Source organism: Streptomyces sp. GS7 (genome assembly GCF_009834125.1).
In the GTDB taxonomy this organism is placed as follows: Bacteria; Actinomycetota; Actinomycetes; order Streptomycetales; family Streptomycetaceae; genus Streptomyces.
On the sequence record NZ_CP047146.1, the window covers coordinates 3,370,671 to 3,393,391 of the forward strand.

Annotated in this window: 22 protein-coding genes; 10 read left to right on the top strand and 12 right to left on the bottom strand. The window is 73.1% G+C overall.

Translation table 11 applies throughout. The annotated features are described in order from the left end of the window. Nucleotides 1-5: 5 nt before the first annotated feature. Nucleotides 6-188 carry a hypothetical protein gene (locus GR130_RS14690; protein ID WP_159505147.1) on the bottom strand — a complete coding sequence of 61 codons (183 nt, stop codon included), beginning with the start codon at nucleotides 186-188 and terminating at the stop codon, nucleotides 6-8. A 178-nt stretch (nucleotides 189-366) separates the two neighbouring features. Further along, nucleotides 367-1,143, bottom strand: coding sequence for a GNAT family N-acetyltransferase (locus GR130_RS14695; RefSeq protein ID WP_159505148.1), 777 nt, complete (start codon nucleotides 1,141-1,143; stop codon nucleotides 367-369). A gap of 478 nt (nucleotides 1,144-1,621) precedes the next feature. Here GR130_RS14695 and GR130_RS14700 point away from each other — a divergent pair, with 478 nt between their 5' ends. Beyond that, nucleotides 1,622-1,990, top strand: coding sequence for a MarR family winged helix-turn-helix transcriptional regulator (locus GR130_RS14700; RefSeq protein WP_236573017.1), 369 nt, complete (start codon nucleotides 1,622-1,624; stop codon nucleotides 1,988-1,990). 66 nt (nucleotides 1,991-2,056) lie between these two features. Beyond that, nucleotides 2,057-2,464 carry a TOBE domain-containing protein gene (locus GR130_RS14705; RefSeq protein WP_159505149.1) on the top strand — a complete coding sequence of 136 codons (408 nt, stop codon included), beginning with the start codon at nucleotides 2,057-2,059 and terminating at the stop codon, nucleotides 2,462-2,464. A gap of 24 nt (nucleotides 2,465-2,488) precedes the next feature. On the opposite strand, the gene GR130_RS14710 is transcribed toward GR130_RS14705, so the two are convergent. Next, nucleotides 2,489-4,009, bottom strand: coding sequence for a helix-turn-helix domain-containing protein (locus GR130_RS14710; protein WP_159505150.1), 1,521 nt, complete (start codon nucleotides 4,007-4,009; stop codon nucleotides 2,489-2,491). A gap of 205 nt (nucleotides 4,010-4,214) precedes the next feature. Between GR130_RS14710 and GR130_RS14715 the strand changes: the two genes are divergently transcribed. The 3 genes from GR130_RS14715 (at nucleotide 4,215) to GR130_RS14725 (ending at nucleotide 8,560) form a co-directional block, all read left to right on the top strand. Continuing rightward, nucleotides 4,215-5,057: an FAD binding domain-containing protein gene (locus GR130_RS14715; protein WP_159505151.1), complete on the top strand. Its 843-nt coding sequence runs from the start codon at nucleotides 4,215-4,217 to the stop codon at nucleotides 5,055-5,057. Next, on the top strand, nucleotides 5,054-7,849 hold the full coding sequence (locus GR130_RS14720) for a molybdopterin-dependent oxidoreductase (protein ID WP_159505152.1): 2,796 nt from the start codon (nucleotides 5,054-5,056) through the stop codon (nucleotides 7,847-7,849). Before GR130_RS14715 ends, GR130_RS14720 begins: the two co-directional genes overlap by 4 nt. 192 nt (nucleotides 7,850-8,041) lie before the next feature. Further along, nucleotides 8,042-8,560 (top strand): molybdopterin-dependent oxidoreductase, encoded by a 519-nt coding sequence (locus tag GR130_RS14725; protein ID WP_159505153.1) that lies wholly within the window; start codon nucleotides 8,042-8,044, stop codon nucleotides 8,558-8,560. Nucleotides 8,561-8,602: 42 nt separating this feature from the next. Here the strand turns inward: GR130_RS14725 and GR130_RS14730 are convergent, their stop codons facing one another. Beyond that, nucleotides 8,603-9,031, bottom strand: a complete 429-nt coding sequence (locus GR130_RS14730) for a TOBE domain-containing protein (protein WP_159505154.1) — start codon at nucleotides 9,029-9,031, stop codon at nucleotides 8,603-8,605. Nucleotides 9,032-9,288: 257 nt separating this feature from the next. On the opposite strand from GR130_RS14730, the gene GR130_RS14735 reads away from it, so the two are divergent. The 3 genes from GR130_RS14735 to GR130_RS14745 all read left to right on the top strand — a co-directional run bounded on the left by GR130_RS14735 (nucleotide 9,289) and on the right by GR130_RS14745 (nucleotide 12,734). After that, nucleotides 9,289-9,684, top strand: a complete 396-nt coding sequence (locus GR130_RS14735; RefSeq protein ID WP_159505155.1) for a TOBE domain-containing protein — start codon at nucleotides 9,289-9,291, stop codon at nucleotides 9,682-9,684. Between the two features lie 164 nt (nucleotides 9,685-9,848). Beyond that, nucleotides 9,849-10,646 (top strand): molybdate ABC transporter substrate-binding protein, encoded by a 798-nt coding sequence (gene modA / locus GR130_RS14740; protein ID WP_159505156.1) that lies wholly within the window; start codon nucleotides 9,849-9,851, stop codon nucleotides 10,644-10,646. Nucleotides 10,647-10,739: 93 nt separating this feature from the next. After that, the gene (locus GR130_RS14745; protein WP_159505157.1) at nucleotides 10,740-12,734 is read left to right on the top strand and encodes an ABC transporter permease; all 1,995 of its coding nucleotides are present in this window, start codon (nucleotides 10,740-10,742) and stop codon (nucleotides 12,732-12,734) included. 76 nt (nucleotides 12,735-12,810) lie between these two features. On the opposite strand, the gene GR130_RS14750 is transcribed toward GR130_RS14745, so the two are convergent. The 6 genes from GR130_RS14750 to GR130_RS39785 all read right to left on the bottom strand — a co-directional run bounded on the left by GR130_RS14750 (nucleotide 12,811) and on the right by GR130_RS39785 (nucleotide 17,728). Continuing rightward, nucleotides 12,811-14,265, bottom strand: coding sequence for a SulP family inorganic anion transporter (locus GR130_RS14750; RefSeq protein ID WP_159505158.1), 1,455 nt, complete (start codon nucleotides 14,263-14,265; stop codon nucleotides 12,811-12,813). 17 nt (nucleotides 14,266-14,282) lie between these two features. Then, entirely contained in the window at nucleotides 14,283-14,885 is a 603-nt protein-coding gene (locus GR130_RS14755) for a carbonic anhydrase (protein WP_159505159.1), read from the bottom strand. A 102-nt stretch (nucleotides 14,886-14,987) separates the two neighbouring features. Continuing rightward, entirely contained in the window at nucleotides 14,988-15,404 is a 417-nt protein-coding gene (locus tag GR130_RS14760) for a hypothetical protein (protein ID WP_159505160.1), read from the bottom strand. A 293-nt stretch (nucleotides 15,405-15,697) separates the two neighbouring features. Beyond that, nucleotides 15,698-16,207: a hypothetical protein gene (locus GR130_RS14765; RefSeq protein ID WP_159505161.1), complete on the bottom strand. Its 510-nt coding sequence runs from the start codon at nucleotides 16,205-16,207 to the stop codon at nucleotides 15,698-15,700. Continuing rightward, on the bottom strand, nucleotides 16,204-17,445 hold the full coding sequence (locus tag GR130_RS14770; protein WP_159505162.1) for a hypothetical protein: 1,242 nt from the start codon (nucleotides 17,443-17,445) through the stop codon (nucleotides 16,204-16,206). Before GR130_RS14770 ends, GR130_RS14765 begins: the two co-directional genes overlap by 4 nt. Before the next feature lie 127 nt (nucleotides 17,446-17,572). Then, on the bottom strand, nucleotides 17,573-17,728 hold the full coding sequence (locus GR130_RS39785) for a hypothetical protein (RefSeq protein WP_201304884.1): 156 nt from the start codon (nucleotides 17,726-17,728) through the stop codon (nucleotides 17,573-17,575). A gap of 400 nt (nucleotides 17,729-18,128) precedes the next feature. Between GR130_RS39785 and GR130_RS14775 the strand changes: the two genes are divergently transcribed. Beyond that, on the top strand, nucleotides 18,129-19,868 hold the full coding sequence (locus GR130_RS14775) for a hydrogenase maturation protein (protein ID WP_159505163.1): 1,740 nt from the start codon (nucleotides 18,129-18,131) through the stop codon (nucleotides 19,866-19,868). Between the two features lie 124 nt (nucleotides 19,869-19,992). On the opposite strand, the gene GR130_RS14780 is transcribed toward GR130_RS14775, so the two are convergent. Together GR130_RS14780 and GR130_RS14785 are read right to left on the bottom strand one after the other, a co-directional pair. After that, on the bottom strand, nucleotides 19,993-20,649 hold the full coding sequence (locus GR130_RS14780) for a winged helix-turn-helix domain-containing protein (RefSeq protein WP_236573018.1): 657 nt from the start codon (nucleotides 20,647-20,649) through the stop codon (nucleotides 19,993-19,995). A gap of 311 nt (nucleotides 20,650-20,960) precedes the next feature. Further along, the gene (locus tag GR130_RS14785) at nucleotides 20,961-21,158 is read right to left on the bottom strand and encodes a hypothetical protein (protein WP_201304885.1); all 198 of its coding nucleotides are present in this window, start codon (nucleotides 21,156-21,158) and stop codon (nucleotides 20,961-20,963) included. Nucleotides 21,159-21,278: 120 nt separating this feature from the next. Here GR130_RS14785 and GR130_RS14790 point away from each other — a divergent pair, with 120 nt between their 5' ends. Beyond that, a complete protein-coding gene (locus tag GR130_RS14790; RefSeq protein ID WP_159505164.1) occupies nucleotides 21,279-22,709 on the top strand; it encodes an MFS transporter in 1,431 nt (476 codons plus the stop codon). Nucleotides 22,710-22,721 lie beyond the last annotated feature (12 nt).

Consider the following 22,721-nt stretch of genomic DNA (forward strand, 5'->3'; position numbering starts at 1 on the left):
ACCCCTCAGTGGTCGGTCTTCGGGCGAGGGGTGGGGGGCGAGATCAGCAGCAGGGCGGCCAGCAGCAGACCGTCTCCGCACTCGCGGGTGTCGCGGAAGACACCGTCCGGCTCTTCGGGGGACAGCAGCCCCTCGACTTCGGTGGTCAGGGCGGTGGTTTCGATCGGCGCCGTGCGATCCGTAACCATGCGATCAACTCCTTCGAGGAATGGGGTATCAGGCTTACATCCGCTATAAACCGCCGCAATCCGGACTAATGCCATCAGTGGATGGTTCTGGCGAGCCCCGATGCCGCGGTGTTGACGGACCGGGCGCCGACCCGTACCCCAAGTCCCCTATGAATCAAGAGAGTTGACCGATGTGGCGCTACGCCCTGCGGACGTACGGCGTGGTCGTGCCGAGCACGGCGAACCCCAGCCGGCGCAGAATCGGACTGCTCTGATCGGTGGCATCCACCTGCAGGTAGCGAACTCCCCGTGCGGCGGCGATTTCGGCGCGCCGGGCCACAAGTGCCCGGTAGACGCCCCGTCCACGCCAGGCGGGGAGCGTGCCGCCGCCCCACAGGCCCGCGAAGTCCGTCCCCGGCACCAGCTCCATGCGGTCCGCGGACACCGGGGTGCCGCCCGCCATCGCCGCCGTCATGACGAGGGAGTCCGGATCCTGCGCGAGCCGGGCCAGCAGCCGCTGCCGCATTCGTGTGACGGACCTTCCGAAGACCTCTTCGTGGACCCGTACCACCAGCTCCACCCCCGCCGGACCGGTCACCGGCACGAGCCGTACCCCGGGTGGCGGACCGGCATCCGTGGCGAGGTCGCGCACCGGCGCCACCATCAGCGCCTCCGGGGGCTCCGGTACGAACCCGGCCGCCCGCAGCCGGTCGCCGAGGTCGGCGGGGCGGTCATGGGAGTACAGCTTCCACTCGCAGTCGCGTCCGAGGGCGGCGAAGTACCGTACCTGCGCCGCGATGGCCGGGCCGGCGGTGGACGCGTCGAGACCGGACCACAGGACGCCGTTCCAGTCGTCGGGCCCGCCGACCTGCCGCACCACTGGGCCGTCCCGCTCCACCCGGGCGCCGGGGGAGTCGGCGGGCGCCTCCCGGCGCAGCTGCCGGTCGAACAGGGCGAGCACCGCATCGTGATCCATCGGCCCATTCCAGCAGACGGCGCACAGCCCTGGCCGCCCCCGTCGCGGCGTCCTAAATTGATTGATGTCAAGCGACCAAAACTCCCCGGCCAGGTCGCGGGCATCGCCGGATCGTTCATCGGGCTGGTGCCGGGCGGGCTGCTCGGCCCGGCGGACTGGCGGCTGGCCTTCCTGGTGTCGGTGCCCTTCGGGCTGTTCGGCACGGTCCGGGCGTATCCGAAGCTGCGGGACACCGGCATCCGCACCCCCGCCCGGCCCGACTGGTGCTACGGCTTCACCCGGACACCGCTGTGGGCCGGGATCTACCTGCTGCCGCTGACCCTGGGCTTCCTGGTGGCCGGCCCGGTGTCCGGATGGGCCTCCGACCGGTTCGGGCGCGCACCTTCGCCACCGGCGGGTTGCGCCAGCAGCTGCTGCCGCTGCTCCGCGGCCGGCACCCGCACCGGGACCTCACCCGAGCCGGCCGGCCGCCCTCGCGGTGCTCGCGGCGCACGGTCCGCTGCGGGTCGGCGAGCCGGCCGCCCGGATGAACATCGCGCCGTCCACCACCTCCCGCACGGTGGACCTGCTCGACGGCTGCGGCCGGATCGCCCGCCGCCCCGACCCCGCCGGCCGGCGCGCCGGCCTGATCAGCCGGAACGACGACGGGGCCGCCCTGCTCGGCACCGTGCGCCGGGAGACCACCGGCATCCTCGCCGAGGAGATCGCCGCTCTCACCGCCGACCGCCGGCGCCTGCTCCACGCGGCGCTGCCGGCGCTGCCGGCGCTGGAGGAGTCGGCCGAGCGGATGCGCGGCCGGACCGCCCCGCCCGCACAGCCGAACGGCCGTGCGGGGATGGCCATATGACGTGCCGGGCCGGCCCGCCGGGAGAGCGCGCACCGGCGGTCGCGGCCGGGGGTCTAGAGTGCGGGGGTGCCGTCGTACAGCATTGGTCAGGCAGCCCGGCTGCTGGGTGTGAGTTCGGAGTCCGTCCGCCGCTGGGCCGACGGCGGGCAGCTGCGGATGGACCGGGACGGCGCGGGCAACCGCGTGATCGACGGGGTGAGCCTGGCGGCGTTCGCCAAGGACCGGGCGGCGGGGCTGCATCCGGTGCCCGGCGAGATCCGTACGTCGGTGCGGAACGCGTTCGCCGGGATCGTCACCGCGGTCACCCTCGACGATGTGATCGCCCAGGTCGAGATCCAGTCCGGGCCGCACCGCGTGGTCGCGGTGGTCAGCCGGGAGGCCGTCGAGGAGCTGGGCATCGAGGTCGGGGTGGAGGCCACCGCCCGGGTGAAGTCGACCAACGTCCACATCGACCGGGCGGACGAGCGCAGTTGAGCCCGAGCGACAGCGGGGTCGTCCCTAGCGGCACAGCAGGGCGGCATGCAGATCGAGCTTGTGGTCCAGCCGGGACAGGTCGCGGCCGGTGAGCGTCTCGATGCGCTGGATGCGGTAGTGGACGGTGTTGACGTGCAGATGCAGCGTCTCGGCGGTTCGCGCCCATGAGCCGTGCTGCGCGAGGAACACCTCCAGCGTCTCCAGCAGCATCCGGTGCGAGGCGCTGCGGCCGTGCGCCAGCGGGCCCAGGACCCGGCTGCTGAAGGCCCTGCGGACCTCGGCGGGGACCCCGGCGAGCAGTGCGCCCAGGGTGGTGAGGTCGTCGACACAGGTCACCCCGGCGGCCTCCGGCGCCGCCGACCGGGCCGCCGCGAGGGCGTAACGCGCCTGGTCCAGCGCGGAGTCGAGGCCCTCGGCGGTGGCCACCGGACCGCTGATCCCGGCGTGCAGCGGCGTCTGCGGACGGCAGCCGTGCAGCGCCGGCCACACCTCGGCGAGAGGGGTGCGGAGATCGGCGTCGGAGCCGGCGCGGACGACGGCCGCCGCCTCGCCGCCCGGCAGCCGGCCGGCCGCGAACGGCTCGCCGGGGGAGTGCCGCAGCGCCTCGACCAGCGCGCTCAGTGCCTGGCCGGGCTCGTCGCCGTCCAGCGCGGCGACCACCACCCGGTACGGTCCGGTCGCGGGCAACCCGCAGGCGTGCAGCGCGGTTTCGAGGGCCGCGCCGTCGGCGGCACCCGCGTCGGCGAGCGCCAGCAGCTCCTCGGCCGCCCGCCGCCGGGCCAGCTGCCGCGGGGCGCCGTGGTGCCGGTGCTGGGCGATGACCTCGGCTATCTCGTGCAGCACCCGCGGCGGCGCGTCGGCCGCGCCGGGCAGATGCAGGAACCAGCCGTCGTACGGCCCGGCGTCCCCGTCGATCCGCAGGCTGGTGCCGGCCGCCCCCGTCAGGTCCCGCGCCGCCCGGGTGGCCGGCAGGGCCGAAGCCGCCGGGGTGCGGGCGATCTCCCGGCCGGTCGCGGTCAGCACGTAGCACGCCGGGCCGCCCAGATGCGCGAACGCCCGGTCCAGCAGGGCGTCCGGGGCGGCGTCCTCGGCGAGCAGCCCGGCCAGTTCGGTCCGGACGTTCTCCGGCAGGGCGTAGTGATCGGTGGGGCGGCGGCTGAGGTCTCCCCACTGGCGCAGGTACACCGCCTCGGTGACGGCCCGGAAGGTGGTGTGCGCGGGGACCGCGAGCAGCGCGACGCCGTGTTCGCGGCAGGACTCGACGAGGACCTCGGGCACCGTGCCGTGGGTCTCCACGCCGGCCAGCAGCGCGGCCGCCCCGGCGGCGGCCAGTGCCGACACGAAGCGGTCCGCCTTGGCCCGGCCGTCCCCGGGTGCCCACCACACCAGCCCGCTCAGCACCAGCTCGCCCGGCTGGAGGAAGCGTGCCGGGTCCTCCAGGTCGGTGGCGGTGACCCCGCCGACCTCGCGGGTGAGCAGCGGGCCCTCGCCCCACAGGAGGGACAGATCGAGCGACGCGAGCTGGAGGAGATCGTGGACGTGCATGTGCTGGCTCCTTGTGCGGCTGCCGGGAACGCAACCCGGCATCTCACATTCACGAGGTGAATGCGCGTGATGGCATCGTAAATGCAAGCCTCAGAGACCCATAGTCCTCTTGGTTGATCCTCCAGGTACGGGTCGCGCCGTTGGTGCTTTTTCCGTGCTGCGGACCAGTCGTGCGGACCGCCGCCGCGTTGCTTCACTCGGCGGCATGGATCTGAACACGGTGCTGGAGGTGCGCGACGCCCGGCAGCGCACCCCATGGCGCACCGGCGACGCCTGGCTGGGTGGCGGCACCTACCTCTTCTCCGAGCCGCAGCCCCACATCCGGCGGCTGGTGGACCTGAGCCGGATGGGCTGGGAGCCGGTCCGGCAGCTCCCGGACGGCTCGCTGGAGATCGCCGCGACCTGCACCATCGCCCAGCTCTCCCGCTTCGCGGCCACCTTCCGGGCCCCGGCGGCACCCCTCTTCGAGCAGTGCTGCCGCGCCTTCCTGGCCTCGTTCAAGATCTGGAACATGGCGACCGTCGGAGGCAACCTCTGCAACGGCCTGCCCGCCGGCCCGATGATCTCGCTGACCGCCGCGCTCGACGGCAGCTGCCTGCTCCAGGCCCAGGACGGCTCGCTGCGCCGCACCCAGGTCGCCGACTTCATCACCGGCGCCGGCCGCAAGGACCTCGGCGACGGCGAGCTGCTCCGCTCGGTCACCCTGCCCGCGCGGGCGCTGACCTGCCGGACGGCGTTCCGCCAGGTCTCCCTCTACGGCCTCGGCCGCTCCGGCGCGCTGGTCATCGGCGCCCACGACCCGCTGGACGGCTCGCTGGCCGTCACCGTCACGGCCGCCACCGTACGGCCGTTCCGCCTCTGGTTCCCGGCGCCGCCGGGCGCCGCCGCGCTGCGCGGCGCCCTGGAGCGGGCGGTCGCCGACGACGAGTGGTTCGACGACATCCACGGACTGCCCGCCTGGCGGCGGCACATGGCGCTGCGGCTCGCCGAGGAGATCCGCTCCGAACTCACCCACGGCCAGGAACCCACCAGGGAGGGTGTCCGATGAGCTTCGCCATCCACGTCAACGACCGGCCCTTCGACGCCGAGCCCCGCCCCGGCCAGTGCCTGCGCACCTACCTCCGCGACCGCGGCTGGTTCGGGGTGAAGAAGGGCTGCGACGCCGGTGACTGCGGGGCCTGCACCGTCCATGTAGACGGCGAGCCGGTGCACAGCTGCCTCTACCCGGCGGTACGGGCCGAGGGCCGCCGGGTTACCACCGTCGAGGGCCTGGCCGAGCCGGACGGCGAACTCCACCCTGTACAGCGAAAGTTCCTCGACGCCCAGGGCTTCCAGTGCGGGTTCTGCACGGCCGGCTTCGTGATGACGACGGCGAAGCTGACCGAGGACCAACTCGGTGACCTTCCCCGGGCGTTGAAGGGCAACCTCTGCCGCTGCACCGGCTACCGCGCGATCGAGGACGCCATCCGCGGCGCCAAGCACGTCGAGGAACCCCGCCCCGGGCAGTCGGTCGGCCGCAACCTGGGCGCCCCGGCCGGGCCGCAGGTGGTCACCGGCACCGCCCGCTACACCTTCGACATCGAGGTCGAGGGGCTGCTCCACATGAAGCTGCTGCGCTCCCCGCACCCGCACGCGCGGATCGTCTCCATCGACACCGCGGCCGCGCTGCGCGTCCCCGGCGTGCACCTCGTCCTGACCCACCACGACGCCCCCGAGCGACTGTTCTCCTCGGCCCGGCACGAGCACCCCACCGAGGACCCGGACGACACCCGGGTGCTGGACGACGTGGTCCGGTTCGTCGGGCAGCGGGTGGCCGCCGTGGTCGCCGACAGCGAGGGCGCCGCCGAGGAGGGCTGCCGCCGCATCGCCGTCGAGTACGAGCAACTGCCGTACGTCCTCGACCCGGAGGAGGCGATGCGCCCCGGCGCCCCGGTGATCCACGCCAAGGGCCCGGAGACCCGGATCGCCCGCGCCGCGAACAACGTCGTCGGCGAGGTGCACGGTGAGGTCGGCAGCGTCGAGGAGGGCTTCGCGGACGCCGACCTCGTCTACGAGGACACCTTCCGCACCCAGCGGGTGCAGCACGCCAGCCTGGAGACCCACGGCGCCCTCGCGTACTTCGAGGAGAAGGAGGACGGCGACGGCGAGCGGATCGTGGTCCGCTCCAGCACCCAGGTCCCGTTCCTGACCCGGCGCGCCCTGTGCGCGCTCTACGACCTGCCGCAGGACGAGGTCCGGGTGGTCGCGGGCCGGGTCGGCGGCGGCTTCGGCGGCAAGCAGGAGATGCTGACCGAGGACATCGTGGTGCTGGCCGCGATGCGGCTGCACCGGCCGGTGAAGCTGGAGTTCACCCGCGCCGAGCAGTTCTTCGGCGCCACCACCCGGCACCCGTTCACCATCGGCATCAAGGCCGGCGCGAAGCGGGACGGCACCCTGACGGCCCTTCAGCTGCGGGTGGTCTCCAACACCGGCGCCTACGGCAACCACGGTCCCGCGGTGATGTTCCACAGTGTCGGCGAGTCGATGGCCGTCTACCGCGCGCCCCACAAGAAGGTCAACGCCTTCTCCGTCTACACCAATTGCGTCCCGGCCGGCGCGTTCCGCGGCTACGGCCTGGGCCAGGTCACCTTCGCGGTGGAGTCGGCGATGGACGAGCTGGCCCAGCGCCTGGGCATCGATCCGCTGGTCTTCCGGGAGCGCAACATCATCGGCCCCGGGGAGCACATGATCAGCCCCGGCGGCGAGGAGGAGGACCTGCACATCGCCAGCTACGGCCTCGACCAGTGCCTCACGGTCGTCCGCGACGCCATCGCCGCCGACCGCAGCGCCGAGGACGCCCCCGAGGGCTGGCTGGTCGGCCAGGGCACCGCGATGTCGATGATCGCCACCGGCCCGCCCGGCGGCCACTACGCCGACGCCACCGTGACGCTCCTGGAGGACGGCACGTACGACATCGCCGTCGGCACCGCGGAGTTCGGCAACGGCACCACCACGGTCCACAAGCAGATCACCGCCGGCGCGCTGGGCACCACCGTCGACCGGATCGCCATCCGGCAGTCCGACACCGACGTGGTGCGCCACGACACCGGCGCCTTCGGCTCGGCCGGCACGGTGGTGGCCGGCAAGGCCGTGATGAAGGCGGCCAACGGGCTGGCGGAGCGGATCCTGTCGTTCGCCGCGGAGCACGCCAGGACCCCGCGGAGCCTGTGCCGGCTGCTCGCGGACGCGGTGGAGTGCGACGGGCGGACGGTCTCGCTCAAGGAACTCCACGAAGCCGCGCGGGAGAAGGAGGTGGAGCTGGCGGCGGCCGGGCACTGGGGCGGCTCACCCCGCTCGGTGGCCTTCAACGCCCAGTGGTTCCGGATCGCCGTGGACCCCGGCACCGGTGAGATCAGGATCCTGCGCAGCGTCCACTCGGCCGACGCCGGCAAGGTCATGAACCCGATGCAGTGCCGCGGCCAGGTCGAGGGCGGTGTGGCGCAGGCGCTCGGCGCGACCCTCTTCGAACAGGTCCTGGTCGACGGCGGCGGCAAGGTCCTCACCCCCGCCTTCCGCCGCTACCGGCTGCCCGCCTACGCCGATGTCCCGCGCACCGAGGTGCACTTCACGGAGACCTCGGACGCCATCGGCCCGTTGGGCGCCAAGTCGATGAGCGAGAGCCCGTTCAACCCGGTGGCCCCGGCCTTCGGCAACGCGCTGCGGGACGCCACCGGAGTGCGCTTCACCGAGGTGCCCTTCCTCCGCGACAAGGTGTGGCTGGCCCTGGAGGAGCACCGCGCCGCCGGCGGAGAAGAGGGCCGGCCGGCGCGGCAGCACCCCTCGCGCGAGGGGTCGGTGTGAGCAGCGGATGACCAGGGGCGGTGTGCTCGGAGGCCGCATCGGGGAAGCCTCCGACATGCTGCCCTCTTGTCCGCTTTCCTCTCACTTACGCAAGGGAAACATACACCTGAGGATGGCATGTGTGATTGATTCACGGGACGATGGGGCATCACAGCAGGCAGCCACCCCGCGGACCGTCTCAAGGGGACCAGAATGAGCCGACTCAGCCCGCCGCCCCGCCCCGCCGCCGCACCCCTGCACGTCCCCGACGCTCCCCGGAGCTTCCTGATCAGCGGTCAGCTCCGCCGGCCGCTGGCCCTGACCGTCGCCGACCTGCGGGAGCGCTGGCCGCAGCGGCACGCCGCGGTGGTCTTCGACTGCGCCACGAACGGGCCGCAGCACCACACCTTCGACGGGCCGCTGCTGCGGGACGTCATGGACGACGCGGGGCCTGCCTTCGACGCCCGGCGCCGCAAGGACCGCTCCCGCTACCTGCTGACCGTCACCGGCGGGGACGGGCACCACACGGTGCTGTCCTGGGCCGAGATCGACGCCGACTTCGGCGACGCGCCGATCCTGCTGGCCACGGCCCTGGACGGCCGGCCGCTGGACGCGGCGGGCAGCCAGCTGGTGGTGCCGTCCGACCGCTGCGGGGCGCGCTACATCAGCGCGATCACCGGCATCTGGTGCGGGCCCTGCCCCGCGTCCCCGGAGCCGCTGCCATGGGCTTAGGGCCTGGCCCGGTCGGACAGGTCCTGAGGACCGCCCGGCGGTTCAGCCCCGGCCGTCGGCGGCGAGCGCGATCTCGGTGGACTTGATCAGCGCGGTGACCTCGGCGCCGGCTGCCAGCTTCAGGTCCTCGACAGCGTCCCTGGTGATCGCCGCCGTCAGCTCGCCGCCCGCGACCGCGACCTTGACCCCCGCCATGGCGCCGCCGGTGGCCACGTCGACGACGGTGCCCGGGAGCTGGTTGCGGATGCTCACCCCGACGACCGGGCCGGTGGACAGGGCGACCTCGGTGGATTTGATGAGGGTGCGGACCGCCGAACCGGCCGTGATGCCGAGGTCCTTCACCGCCTCCAGTGTGATGGCGGCGGTGATTTCCTGGCCGCCCGCAAGACGCACTTTGACGGTCGCCATGACTTCCCCGGGGGTGACGGAGAGGACGGTGCCGGGGATCTGGTTACGGATGCTCAGGCTCATGGGAAATGCCTCATCGCGAAGGGAAATGTCAGGAAATGTCATGCTGTCTCTTCGCTACTTTAGCCGGGCAGCCGCACGGATTCCTTTTGGCATTCGGCCTTCGCCATAGGGGCCGATAGGGCCCGCGGCGCTCGGTATTCGGGACCTCCGGCCGCCCCGGCGGGCCATTGGCCCATCCTCCAATAAGGGTGGCATCTGCTATATAGCTTCGCCTTAAGAATTGTAAATGCGAGCCAATATCTCATATCTTGTGGCACATGCAGTCCTACACAATCGGCCAGGCGGCGCGTCTGCTGGGCGTCAGCCCGGACACCGCCCGCCGCTGGGCGGACGCCGGGAAGGTGGCCACCCACCGCGACGAGAGCGGTCGCCGCCTCATCGACGGCCGGGATCTCGCCGCCTTCTCCATCGAGGTCGGCCAGACCGCGAGCGGTGAGGAGGACGCCTCCTACACCTCCGCGCGCAACGCCTTCCCCGGCATCGTCACCGCCGTCAAGCTCGGCGACGTCGCCGCCCAGGTCGAGATCCAGGCCGGTCCGCACCGCCTGGTGTCCCTGCTGACCCGCGAGGCGGTGGAGGAGCTCGGCCTGGAGGTGGGGATGCAGGCCACCGCCCGGGTGAAATCCACCAGCGTGCACATCGACCGCACCTGAGCCGCCACCCACCCCCCCCGCGGCACCACCGGCCGGTCCATCCCCCGTCGTTCCCCACGACGGGACCGGCCACCCGCACCAGCGGCGTCGCCCGTCCACGGCGCGGCTATGTCCCCAACCGCTGGGGCGACTTCGTCGCCCCGCGTCCAAAGGAGTCCCGCACCATGTCCCACCTCTTCACCGCCCGCCGCGCCGCCGCCGCGATCGTCACCGCCGCCCTCGTCGTCCCGCTCGCCGCCTGCGGCGGCAGCAGCGGCAAGAAGGACGGCGGCAGCGCCTCCGGGGGCAGCACCGCCAAGACGGACCTCACGGTGCTCGCCGCCGCCTCGCTGACCGACGTCTTCAAGAAGGCCGGCGCGGTCTACGAGAAGGAGCACCCGGGCGTCAAGCTCAACTTCTCCTTCGCCGGCTCCCAGGAGCTGGCCGCCCAGGTCAAGCAGGGCGCCCCCGCCGACGCCCTGGTCACCGCCGACACCAAGACCATGGACGGGCTCCGGGCGGACGCCGGCACGCCCACCGTCATCGCCAAGAACCGCCTGGTCATCGCGACCGGTCCGGGCAACCCGAAGAAGGTCGGCAGCCTCAAGGACCTCGCCGACAGCAAGCTGAAGGTCGTGCTGGCCGCCCCCGAGGTGCCGGTCGGCCGCTACAGCAAGAAGGTGCTCGACGCCCAGGAGCTGACCGTCAAGCCGGTCTCGCAGGAGCCCAACGTCCGCGCCGTCCTCAGCAAGGTCGAACTCGGTGAGGCGGACGCCGGCATCGTCTACAAGACGGACGCCGCCACCGCCCCGAAGAAGGTCGACGCGATCGACATCCCCGACGCGCAGAACGCCGTCGCCTCCTACCCGGCCGCGACCCTGAAGACCTCCAAGCACGCGGACGCGGCAGCCGCGTTCGTGAAGTGGCTGAGCACGCCGGAGGCGCAGCAGCTGCTCCAGCAGGCGGGCTTCCAGAAGCCGTAGCCGCCGCGGGCGTACGGGACGGTCCGGCTCGGGGGAGCGGACCGCCCCGTACGCTCCCGCCGTCCGCCGGCCGCACCGATCCCGGGAACCCCGATGACCCGCCTCCCCACCCCCGCCCCGCGCCCGGCGGGCAGGCTGCGCGCCCCCGGCGCCCGCACGCCCGTCGCGCTGGCCGCACCGGCGCTGCTCGCCGTCGCGTTCCTGCTGCTGCCGCTGGTCGGCATCCTGAGCCGTACCAGCTGGGGCGACCTCGGCACCCATCTGACCACCCCGGGCGTGCTGGAAGCGCTGCGGCTGTCGCTGCTGGTGTCCTTCTGGGCGCTGGGGCTGTCCCTGCTCCTCGGCGTCCCGCTCGCCTGGCTGCTGGCCCGGGTGGAGTTCCCCGGCAAGGCGCTGGTCCGGTCGCTGGTGCTGCTGCCGATGGTGCTGCCGCCGACCGTCGGCGGTGTCGCGCTGCTCCTCGGCTTCGGCCGCCGCGGAGTGCTCGGCCCCTGGCTGGAGAACACCTTCGGCATCGTGCTGCCGTTCCACACCTCCGGCGCGGTGGTCGCGGCCACCTTCGTCGCGATGCCGTTCCTGGTGATCAGCCTGGAGGGCACCCTCGCCGGGCTCCGCCTCAGCTACGAGGAGACCGCCGCCTCCCTGGGCGCCTCGCCCGTACGGGTCTTCTGCACCGTCACCCTCCCCATGGTCGCTCCCGGCCTGGCCGCCGGTGCCGCGCTGACCTGGGCCCGCGCGCTCGGCGAGTTCGGCGCGACGATCACCTTCGCCGGCAATCTGCCCGGCACCACCCAGACCCTGCCGCTCCAGGTCTACCTCCTGCTCCAGGACGCCCCGGAGGCCGCCACCTCCGTGTCGCTGCTGCTGCTCGTCATCGCCATGGCCGTGCTGGTCTGCCTGCGGGGCCGCTGGACGGGCGGCGCCGACCGGGTCGGCCGCGCCGCGCGCCCCGCCGAAACCGACGGCGCGGCGGACACCGCCACCGGCGGCGAGGCGGGTCCCCCACCGGCGCAGCCCGCCGCGCCCGACGCGCCGCCCCTGGCGGACGGCGGGCACTGGCCGCTGCACGCCGAGGTCACCGGCTTCAACGAGCTGACCCTGAACGCCGAACCGGGCACCACCATCGCCGTCGTCGGCCCCAACGGCGCCGGCAAGACCACGCTGCTGCGCGCCCTGCTCGGCCTCACCCCGCGCGCCCACGCCGCGCTGCGGCTCGGCGACACCGACGTCACCGCCCTGCCCCCGCACCGCCGCGGTGTCGCCTGGGTCCCCCAGGACGGCGCGCTCTTCCCGCACCTGTCGGCGCTGACCAACACCGCCTACGGGCTGCGCGCGCACGGCGTCCCGCGCGCCGAGGCCCGGCGCGCCGCCCAGCGGTGGCTCGACCGGCTCGGTGTCGGCCACCTCGCACACCGCAGGCCCGACCGGCTCTCCGGCGGCCAGGCCCAACGGGTCGCCCTGGCCCGGGCACTGGCCGCCCGGCCGCGGCTGCTGCTGCTCGACGAGCCGCTGGCCGCGCTCGACCAGACGACCCGCGCCCAGGTGCGCCACACCCTGCGCGGCCACCTCGCCGGCTTCGGCGGGGTCTGCCTGATCATCACCCACGACCCCGTCGAGGCCGTCTCGCTCGCCGACCGCGTGCTGGTCCTGGAGGACGGGCGCGCCCTCCAGGACGCCCCGCCCGCCGACGTCACCCGCCACCCGCGCTCCCCCTGGGTGGCGCGGATGCTCGGCCGCAATGCCTGGCCGGGTACCGCCGACGGCGACGGGCTGGCGCTCGGCGGGGGCGGCCGGCTGGTCGTCGCCGACCGACTCCCCGACGGCGCACGGGCGTTGGCGATCATCGCGCCGGAAGCCGTCTCCGTCCACCTCGACCGGCCGTCGGGCAGCCCGCGCAACGCCTGGCCGGGCACCGTCCGGGAGATCACCGCGGCGGGCAGCCGGCTGCGCGTCCTGGTCACCTCACCCGAGGCGCCCGACCTCGTCGCCGAGATCACCCCCGCGGCGGCCCTGGAACTCGGCCTCGCCGACGGCGTCGCCGTCTGGACCAGCGTCAAGGCCACCGAGGTCTCCCTGGTGACGCTCTGACGGCGGAGCCGGCCGGATCATTCCGGCTCCGCCGTCGCATTCCGTGACGCGCTGCCGCGCGCCGGGGCGCACCGGGTCAGGAGACCGGCTCGACCGCCCGGCGGCGGCTCCGGCGGTGCTGCTCGGCCCAGTTCGCCAGCGCGGCCTCGCAGGCGTGGTCGAGATGGCGCAGACCGCTCACGTCCAGTTCCACGTCCCGGTCGGCGGGCAGCGCCTCCAACTGGTCCAGCAGCCTGGGCAGCCGCAGGAAGGTGGCGTTGCCGACGGCCCGCACCCGGACGGGCCCGGCGGACTCCGGTGTGTGGACCTCCAGTTGGACCTGCGAGGTCTCCCAGGCGGTCTTGGCGACGGCCAGCAGCAGCCCGATCAGCACGCCCTCGAACATGTTCACCGTCACGATGGCGACCGCGGTCACGCACAGCACCACCACCTCACCGCGGTGCTCCCGCCACAGCGGACGCAGCTCGCGCAGCGGGAGCAACTTCCAGCCCGCGTGCACCAGGACACCGGCCAGCGCGGCGACCGGCACCACACCCAGCGCGGCCGGGAACGCCGCCGCGAACAGCAGCAGCCACACCCCGTGCAGCACCCGCGACGCCCTGGTCCTGGCCCCCGCCTGGACGTTGGCGGCACTGCGGACGATCACCGCCGTCATCGGCAGCGCGCCCAGGATCCCGCACACCGTGTTCCCGGCCCCCTGGGCCATCAGCTCCTTGTCGTAGTCGGTACGGGGCCCGTCGTGCAGCCGGTCCACGGCCGCCGCGCTGAACAGCGACTCCGCCGACGCGATCAGCGCGAAGGCGAGCACCGTGCCCAGTACGCCGACATCGGCCAGCCGGCCGATGTCCGCCAGGCCGGGCGGCTGGATCGCGTCCAGCAGACCGCTGACCCGCACCCGGGCGACGGGCAGATCCAGCGCCCAGACCGCCGTCGTGGCCAGCGCGACCGCGGCCAGCGGCGCCGGCAGCACCCGTGCCCCGCGCCGCCAGCGCGGCCACAGCACCAGCACGGCGATGGTCCCGGCGCCGATCGCGAGCGCGGACAGCGCGGTGCCGGACCCGACGGTGTCGCCGATCAGCCGCGGCAGCGACCCGATGTTGGCGAGGCCGCCGCCCGGCGCCCTGGCGTCCGCGAGCGCGTAGAGCTGCCCGGCGATCAGGACCAGTCCGATGCCGGCCAGCATGCCCTGGACGACGGCGACCGAGATCGCCCGGAACCAGCGCCCCAACCCGAGCGCACCCATGGCCAGTTGGAGCACACCGGCGGCCAGTACGAGGGCTCCCAGCGCGCCGAGGCCGTACTCCTTGACCGCTTCGAAGACCAGCACCGTCAGCCCGGCGGCCGGGCCGCTGACCTGAAGGCTGCTGCCGGGGAGCAGACCGGTGAGCAGCCCGCCGACGACGCCGGTGATCAGCCCCAGCTCCGCCGGTACGCCGGACGCCACGGCCACCCCCACGCACAGTGGGACGGCGACGAGAAAGACAACGAGGGAGGCGGTGAAGTCCGCCCGGAGGAACGGGAATCGCTGCATGACGCGCCCACCCGCCTTCACAGCGGGAGGAACGCGTCGGTGGCCGGCTGATGGGCGGACACCGAACCGGTGTGCACCTCGTAGAACCAGCCGTGCAGCCGCACCTCGCCGGCGTCCAGCCGCTCCCGTACGCAGGGGTAGCCGCGCAGCCGCGCCACCTGCTGGGTCACATGCCGCTGCACGGCCGCGGCGGCGGCCGGTTCGCCGTCGGCCGGCAGGTCGTCGGACAACTGGAGCGCCAGCCAGTCCCGTACGGCGGGCGCACCGGTCAGATCCTCGCGGCGGGCCTTGGCGCCGACCGCGCCGCAGTGCGAGTGGCCGCAGACGACGATGTCGGCCACGCGCAGCACCCGCATCGCGTATTCGATGGTGGCGGCCTCCGAACTGGCCGCCATCCCTTCCTGGTAGACGGGCACGGCGTTGCCGGCCGTGCGGAGTTCGAAGAGTTCGCCGGGTCGGGCCCCGGTGATCAGGGACGGTATGACCCGGGAGTCGGAGCAGGTGATGAACAGGGCGAGGGGGGACTGGCCGTTGGCGAGCCGGCCGAAGGTCTCCCTTTCCTCCCTGCGGTCGGCGATACGGGCCGTCAGGCCCCGGGCATGCTGGATGAAGGTCTCCACGAGGAGGTCTCCTGCTGATGAGTGATGCCACCGTGGGGATGGCGGGAACGTGCGGCGCGAGGTGGTGGAGCCCGGCGGCGAGACCGGCCACCACGGCCGCCCTCAGCAGCGGAAGACGCAGTGCAGAAGCGGGAGTCGGTCCGGTCTCGATGCCGCGGCGGTGGTGAGGCCGGAGGGCTGAGGGGCCGCGGCGGCGGGGGCGCTCGCCGCATCGGCGCCGTGACCGGGCCGCGTACGGCGGGTCGGCGCCGCGTCCGCCGAGGACGACGCGGGGCGCCGCGGTCCGCCGTGCCCGGTCTCGCGCTGGGGGTGCTTCTCCTCTTCGGAACCGGCTGTGGCGGATGGTGCGTTACCCGCGGACTTGAGCGCGGAGCCGGCGGGAAGTGCGGGCCTGGCCGTGCACGGGGAGGTCGCCGCGCCCAACAGGAAGGCCAGGACGACAGCGAGGGCGGTCAGCGGCAAGCGGAGCCGGGCCGGCAGGCGGGATGTCCCCGCCGCTCCGGTGTCCGTCCGCCGCATCGCTCTCCGCCTACTCGCCGCTCGCCACCGGCTACTCGTCTGTCGTTCGTCACTCGTCGGGTGAGGGCCGGCCGTTCACCGTGCCTCGGCCGGGCGGTCGCCCGCTCCCTCACAGTGCGGCATCCAGGTTTCCAGTGGGATAACAGGAAATGACACCATGTTGCGGAGATTCCCTGATTTATGCGTGCCGTCGCCGTCTCCCGCCCCGCTGAGCACCTGGGAGACCGCCGGGACGGCCAGGATCCGCCGCTGGGCCGGGATCCGCCCCGCGGCCGGGTCGAGGGTCCGGGTGCTCATGCGGCGGGCGGCTCCAGGGCTGCGATGTCCGCCAGGGACAGCCCCATGTGCCGGTGGAGGAAGCGGACGATCGTCCAGTGCGGCAGCGCGTCCTGGTCGAACGGCCCGAACTCCCGGCAGTACAAGGGAATCCAGCGCAGCGCCTCGTCCAGCACCTGCTCACGGCCGGGGGCTTCGTGGTAGTCCTCGTAGGCGATGCTCCGGTGCTCGATGAGGAACCGGCCCGGGAGCCGCTCCTCGCACAGCGCCCGGTATTCGCGGGTCTGGAGAATGAGGTAGTGCCAGATTTCGTCGATGTCCTGCTCGACGGGGAGGAAGAGCCCGCTGAGCCGGTCGCGGTGCCGGGAGACGAGAAAGAGGTAGCGCAGGCATTCCAGCACCTGGCGCTCCACGAAATCCCGTGGTGCGTCGGTCTTTTCGGCGAAGTGATCCACGACTTCGCGGTACATCTCCGCACCGAGCAGGTCCGTCAGCTGGTCGGTGGATGTCGGCGGGGTGCCGGTCATGCTTCTCCTTGCGCGAGCCAGGCGTATTTGCCCGACCTCCCGATGGGGATGTGCGTACGGTGGTCGAGTCGGCAGAGCCGCCCGGTGAGTTCGGTGAGACCGCGCTCCAGCGCCACGGTGTCGACCGGCCCGAGGGGCCTGCCGTTGAAGGTCGTGTACGCCAGCCGGGCCTCGGTGGCGCCGGTCGGCCGCAGCTGGTGGACGAAGACCTGCGGTGTCACCTCGCTGATGCGGCGGTCCAGGTCGCCCTGGGCGACCTGGCCGTGCCGGGTGTCCAGCAACTCCGTTTGCCGGCCGCAGAACTGGGAGATCCGTTCCGGATCGGGGGAGTCGTCCGCCGTCCGTACGAGGTCGCCCGTGCGGTACCGGATCAGCGGCATATGGGGATTGCGCACGCTGGAGACGATGAGCTGGTGGATCGTGCTGTCCGGGGCGATCGGATGGAGTTCGACGCTCATCTTGTCGAGGTGCGGCCGGTAATTCCCCCGGCGGTCGCTGGAGAAGAGATAGCCGAGTTCGGTGCTGCCGAAGAGGTCGATGATCGGGCAGGCGAAGTGCTGGTGCAGAAAGCGCCGCACGTTCACCGGAGTGTATTCGTAGGCGTGAATGATGCTGGCCGGCGGTGCGAAGTCGTCCCACAGCCCCCATTCGCCGACCTTCCGGACCAGATGCGCCAGGTGGTAGCCGGAGCAGTCGAGGTGGTACAGGCCCTGCGGATGCGCTTCCCGGGCGGCCTCGATCTCGCCGAGCATCCGCACCACGTCGTCGCGCTCCCACCGCGCCGGATCCAGCCGCAGATTGAGGTAGCAGGTCCGGTCGTCGAGCCGGCGGTCGGCCGGCGGCGGCACCGGTTCCGGCGGTACGCCGCGCTTGACGGCGTTGAGCCGCGCGACGTGCTCCGTCGCCAGCACCGTCGTCAGCGATACCCGCCGGCAGCCGGAGGCCCAGGTGTCGGCGATGTCCGGGTGCTCGCTCCACAGCTGGTAGTAGGAGTGCAGCAGGAAGTACGGGGGCCGGATGAGCTGCATCCGGGCGTGGTGGGTGCCGGTGGAGAGCACGAACTCGGCCTCGCCGGACTCCAGCGCGGCGGCCAGGCGGGGCGTCATCCAGTTGTCGGGGAAGCCGCGTGCGATCTCCGGCTTGTCGAGGATCGGGAAGTGGCCCTTGGCCAGTGACTCGCGATAGATCGGAATGTCGCGGATCTGCTCGATGACCTCGGCGGTCGGCTGACCTTCCATGGAATCCCTCTGCGCTCGAACGATGGGTGCCGCGTCCCGAATCCGGGCGCGGGGCCCGGCGTCGGGCCCGGCGGCGGGGGGAGTCGCCGCCGGACCGCCACGGGCCGCCGGGCGGCCGGGGCCGGCTTCAGGAAATGCAGCCGGCCTTGGGCGCCGCGCTGATGCAACCGGACTTGGGGGCGGCGCTGATACAGCCGTCCTTCGCAGCCTGCCGGGCGGAGTTGGCCGCTATCCAGCCCTGCCAGATGTCGTCCTGGGCCATCTTCTTGATGAGCTGCTCCACGGGAACCTCCGAAGGGTGTGGGGAAGGGGAGGCGGCGACCGGTGCCACGCCGACGACCTGCGCCGACGCCGCCCTCACCAAAAGTAAAAGGCATGCCAAGTCAATGTCAACGGCGGGCAATGTCGCGCGACGCGGAGGGGGTCGGGGTCCGCCAACTTTGGCGGGATTCCTTCGAGATGATCGACTGCGGAATTTTCTGACGGGCAGTCAACTGGACGGGCGGGCCGCGCCGCCGTATTGCGCGCCACGGCGATCGATGACCGGTTCCGTTCGGGTTCGTTCGGGTTTATTCGAGTTCGTTCGGGTGACCTGCCCAGCGGGTCCGAAGCCTCCCGGCGGCGCACGGGGAACGATCACGACCGTCCACCGACCGAACCGTCCACCCCACCGGGAGTCCGCCGTGCGCATTCTGCTCATCGCGGGCGCGTTCAACAGCCTCACGCAGCGCGCCTACGCCGAACTCACCGACCGCGGACACCGCGTCGCCGTCGAGCTGGTCACCCGCGGGACCCCGCTCGCCGAGGTGGTACCGCGGCACGCGCCCGAGCTGGTCGTGGCCCCGATGCTCAAGACGGCCATCCCCCGGGAGGTGTGGTCCGCCCACCCCTGCCTGATCGTGCACCCCGGCCCGCTCGGCGACCGCGGCCCCTCCTCGGTGGACTGGGCGGTGCACCTCGGCGCGGAACAGTGGGGCGTCACCGTCCTCCAGGCCAACGACGAGATGGATGCCGGCGATGTCTGGGCGACGGCCAACTGCCCCGTCCCCGGCGTGGGCAAGAGCGACCTCTACCGCAACGAGATCGCGGACGCGGCGATGGCGGCCCTGCTGACCGCCGTCGACCGCTTCGCGTCCGGCGGCCACCGCCCGCAGCCGCAGCACGCCCTGGCTGCCGAGCGCGTCGTCGGCCGCCCCCGGCCGCCGCTGCGCCAGGACACCCGCCGCATCGACTGGTCCACCGACCCGACCGCCACCGTGGTCCGCACCCTGCGCGCCGCCGACTCCCAGCCCGGCGTACGGGACGAACTGCTCGGTGAGACCTGGTTCCTGCACGGCGGCCACCCCGAGGACACCCTGACCGGGCGGCCCGGCGACCTGCTCGCCACCCGTCACGGCGCCGTCTGCCGGGCGACCGCCGACGGCGCCGTCTGGATCCCCGAACTCCGCCCGCCGCGCACCCCGGGGGAGCCGGCCACCTTCAAACTGCCCGCCACCATGGCGCTGGGCGACCGCCTCCCGCCGCTGCCCGAGGTGCCCGCCCCTCTGGAGCCCGCCCAAGGCACCCGTACCTGGACCGACATCCGCTACCACGAGGACGGACCGGCCGGATTCCTGCGCTTCTCCTTCCCCGGTGGCGCGATGAGCACCGACCACTGCCGGCGGCTGCTCGCCGCCTACGAGTACGCCCGCACCCGGCCGACCTCGCTCCTCGTCCTCGGCGGCCGGCGGGACTTCTTCTCCAACGGCATCCACCTCAACGTCATCGAGGCCGCCGCCGACCCCGCCGCGGAGTCCTGGGCCAACATCAACGCCATCGACGACCTGGTGCACGCCGTCCTGACCACCACCGACCGGCTGGTGGTCGCCGCGCTCGGCGGCAACGCGGCGGCCGGCGGGGCGATGCTGGCGCTCGCCGCCGACGAGGTGTGGTGCCGCTCCGCGGTCGTCCTCAACCCGCACTACCGGCTGATGGGGCTCTACGGCTCGGAGTACTGGACGTACACCCTGCCCGGCCGGGTCGGGGTCGAGACCGCGGACCGCCTCATGGCGCGGGCCCTGCCGGTCAGCGCCGCGACCGGGCAGCGGCTCGGGCTGGTCGACCGGATCATCGACTGCGCCCCGGAGGACTTCGCCGACCGCACCGCGGGACTCGCCCGCCGGCTGGCCGCGGCGCCCGCCGGCCAGGCCCGGATCGCCGCCAAGAAGGCCGACCGGGAGCGGGACGAGGTGCGGCGCCCGCTCGCCGCCTATCGGGACGACGAACTGGCCCGCATGCGCCGGACCTTCTTCGACCCCGAGGAGCCCTACCACGCCCTGCGGCGTGCCTTCGTCCACAAGGAGGCCCCGGCCGGCACCCCGGCCCACCTGAACGCGGTGGCCGCCGGGACATTGGCCGAAACGGTTCGGCAGGGCACGAGGTGAGACGCCCGGGCCCGGCCGGCGCCTCCCGGCAGGCACGTCCAGCGCCGGTCGGCTGACGCGGCGTCAGCGGGCCGTTGGTCGACCTTCCCGTCGGCCACCGGCCCGGACACCCGGTGCCGTCGGTTCACGGCATCGGCAGGTACTTGTACCCGATGCCGAAGACCGTGCTGATGGACTTGCGGCGGCGCGGTCCGAGCCGCCGGCGCAGCCGGGCGATATGGACGTCGACGGTGCGGGCGCTGGACTGGCAGTCCGGCCAGACCGCGTCCATCAGCTGCTGACGGGTGAACGCCCGCTGCGGGTGCAGGACCAGGTGGGCGAGCAGGTCGAATTCCAGCCGGGGGACGTTCAGTTGCCGTCCGTCGATGGAGACCGTCCGGGCGGCCTCGTCGATCTGGATCGGATCCGGCCGGGCGGCGCGGGCCCGGGCGGGCGCGCCGACCGCGGCCGGGCCGGGCGGCGCTTCGCAGGGTGGTGCGAGGATGATGCGGAGCTCGTCCGAGGTCGGTCGGTGCATCGATACGGGTTCCAAATCGTGCAAGGTGAGCTGCCACTTGCCGTCGGGAAGCCGATCGACCGCCAGGGGCGGGCCTTCGCCGGCGCCGGCCAATGCCGGCCGGCTGAAGTCGGCCTCCAGTCGCAACGCAAGGGGGGTCGTCGAGGAGTTCAAAAACATGATCTGGGCCCATTCCTCTTGCAAAGCAGGCGTGTTCGGACAGACATGGCGGTGCTCGACGTTCGGGGTGCCGTTCTGCTGCGCAGCGACCGCGGCGCAGCCCACGTACGGTGCCGGGCCGGGGCGCCGGCACTCGTGATGCGGGTGCACCCATCGGGGCAATCGCTCCCAACCTGCTCGGGAGAACGAGTGCGCCCATGCCCGTGTTCAGCCATGACGTGATGCGAAGTCACGGCTCCGGTCCGAACGAACGCTACATGTGATCGCGCGCTTCCGGATAGTAGCTTCCGCTAATTACGGTTGCTCTTGAGCCGATTTCATGTTTGTGGAGCTTCGCGCCGGGCGGCGGTGCGGTGCACCGGGTCGTGGCCGGTCCGGTGAATTGGTTTAACGAACACCCTTTACTTATCCGGCTCTTAGGCTCGCGCACGGGCGCGGTGCCGGTGTACCGCGTCGCGGTCGGCGCAGGTGGGGGAGCGGTGGCGCTGCCGCCCGGCGCGGCTGAAGTCCGCGTCAGCGTGGCCGCATTCGGCCAGTGCGCGGCGGCCGAGCCGGTGCATCACCAGGCCGGTCGGATGGGGTGCGGTACCGACGCCGCCCACCGCTCGCCGCACCCCGCCGAGGCTCCGGCCGTCCTCGCGGTTCGGCGGGTATCGGTGAGATCGCTCACACAGCGCACCGCGTCGTACCCGTAAGGGTTCAGCTGCATAAGGGCATTACATCAGGGTGAGGCCATGGACGCACACCTGGCCGGCCGGGCGCCTCGCACCCACGCCCGCCCCGACACCCTCCGCCCCGTCAGGGGGAAGTGGCTGCCCCTCGTGGCCGCCTGCCTCAGCACCTTTCTGCTGCTGGTCTACACGACGATCGTGACCGTGGCGCTGCCCCGGATGGCCGGCGATCTGCGGGCGGGCTTCGGCGCCCTGCAATGGATCGTCGACGTCTACACGCTCGCCCTCGCCGGGCTGCTCCTCGGCATGGGATCCCTGGGGGACGCGCTCGGCCGCAAGCGCCTCCACGTTCTCGGGCTCGCCGTCTTCACCGCCGCCACCCTCGGCTGCGCGCTGGCCGGGAACGTTCAACTCCTCATCGCCGCACGGGCGGCGCAGGGCATCGCGGGCGCGGCGATGTTCGCCACCCTCGTCCCGCTGATCGGCCTGGCCTATGAAGGACGGGACCGGGCCCGCGCGTTCGCCGTCTGGGGCGCGGTCGCCGGGGCGGCGGCGGGCATCGGCAACGTCGCCGGCGGCATCCTCACCCAACTCCTGTCCTGGCAGTGGATCTTCTACGGTGCGCTGCCGCTCTGCGCCGCCGCCCTCTGGCTGGCCACCAGGGTGCCGGCCGACCGCACCGGTACGCCGGCCCCGGTCGACTGGCCGGGAATCGCCACCTTCACCCTCGCCGCGACCGGGATCACCTTCGGCTTCGTGCGCGGCGGCGAGGCCGGGTGGGGCGACGCCGCGACACTGTTCGGGTTCGGGCTCGGTGCGGCGCTGCTGATCGCGTTCGCCGCCGTCGAGCGGGCGTCGGCGCATCCGATGATTCCCCTCGCGCTGTTCCGCAAGCCCGCGTTCGACGGGCTGCTGCTCGCGTCCGGCGCCTACTACCTCGGCGCGTTCGCCTTCCTGCCGGTGCTCTCGCTCTGGCTCCAGAACGGCGCCGGGCTCAGCTCCTTCGCCACCTCGCTCGTCATCACCGTGCAGCCGCTCGCCTTCTTCGCCACCTCCGCACTGGCCGGTGGCGCGCTGCACCGGATGCCCGCCCGGTGGAGCATCGGGGGCGGCACCCTGCTCGTCGGCCTCGGTGATCTGGCGCTGCTGCCGGTGGCCCAACCGGGCTCCTCCTGGCCGGTGTTGCTGCCGGGGCTCGTCGTCACCGGCGTCGGCGCGGGGCTGGTGTCGCCCGTGCTGCCGGCGATCGCGATGGCCTCCGCCCCGCCGGCGCACACCGGTGTCGCCGCCGCGGCGGCCAACAGCGCCCGGCAGCTCGGACTGGCGCTGGGCGTCGCGCTGTTGGGCACCGTCTTCCACCGCTCGGTGCCGGGGACCGGGGCGGGCGCCTCGGCGGCGGCGTACGCGGACGGGCTGGGTGCGGTGTTCCTCGTGGCGGGCGCGATCGGGGCGGCCGGGGGGCTGGTGGCCTGTGTGGTGTGCGGGACGGAGTGAATATGCCAATCT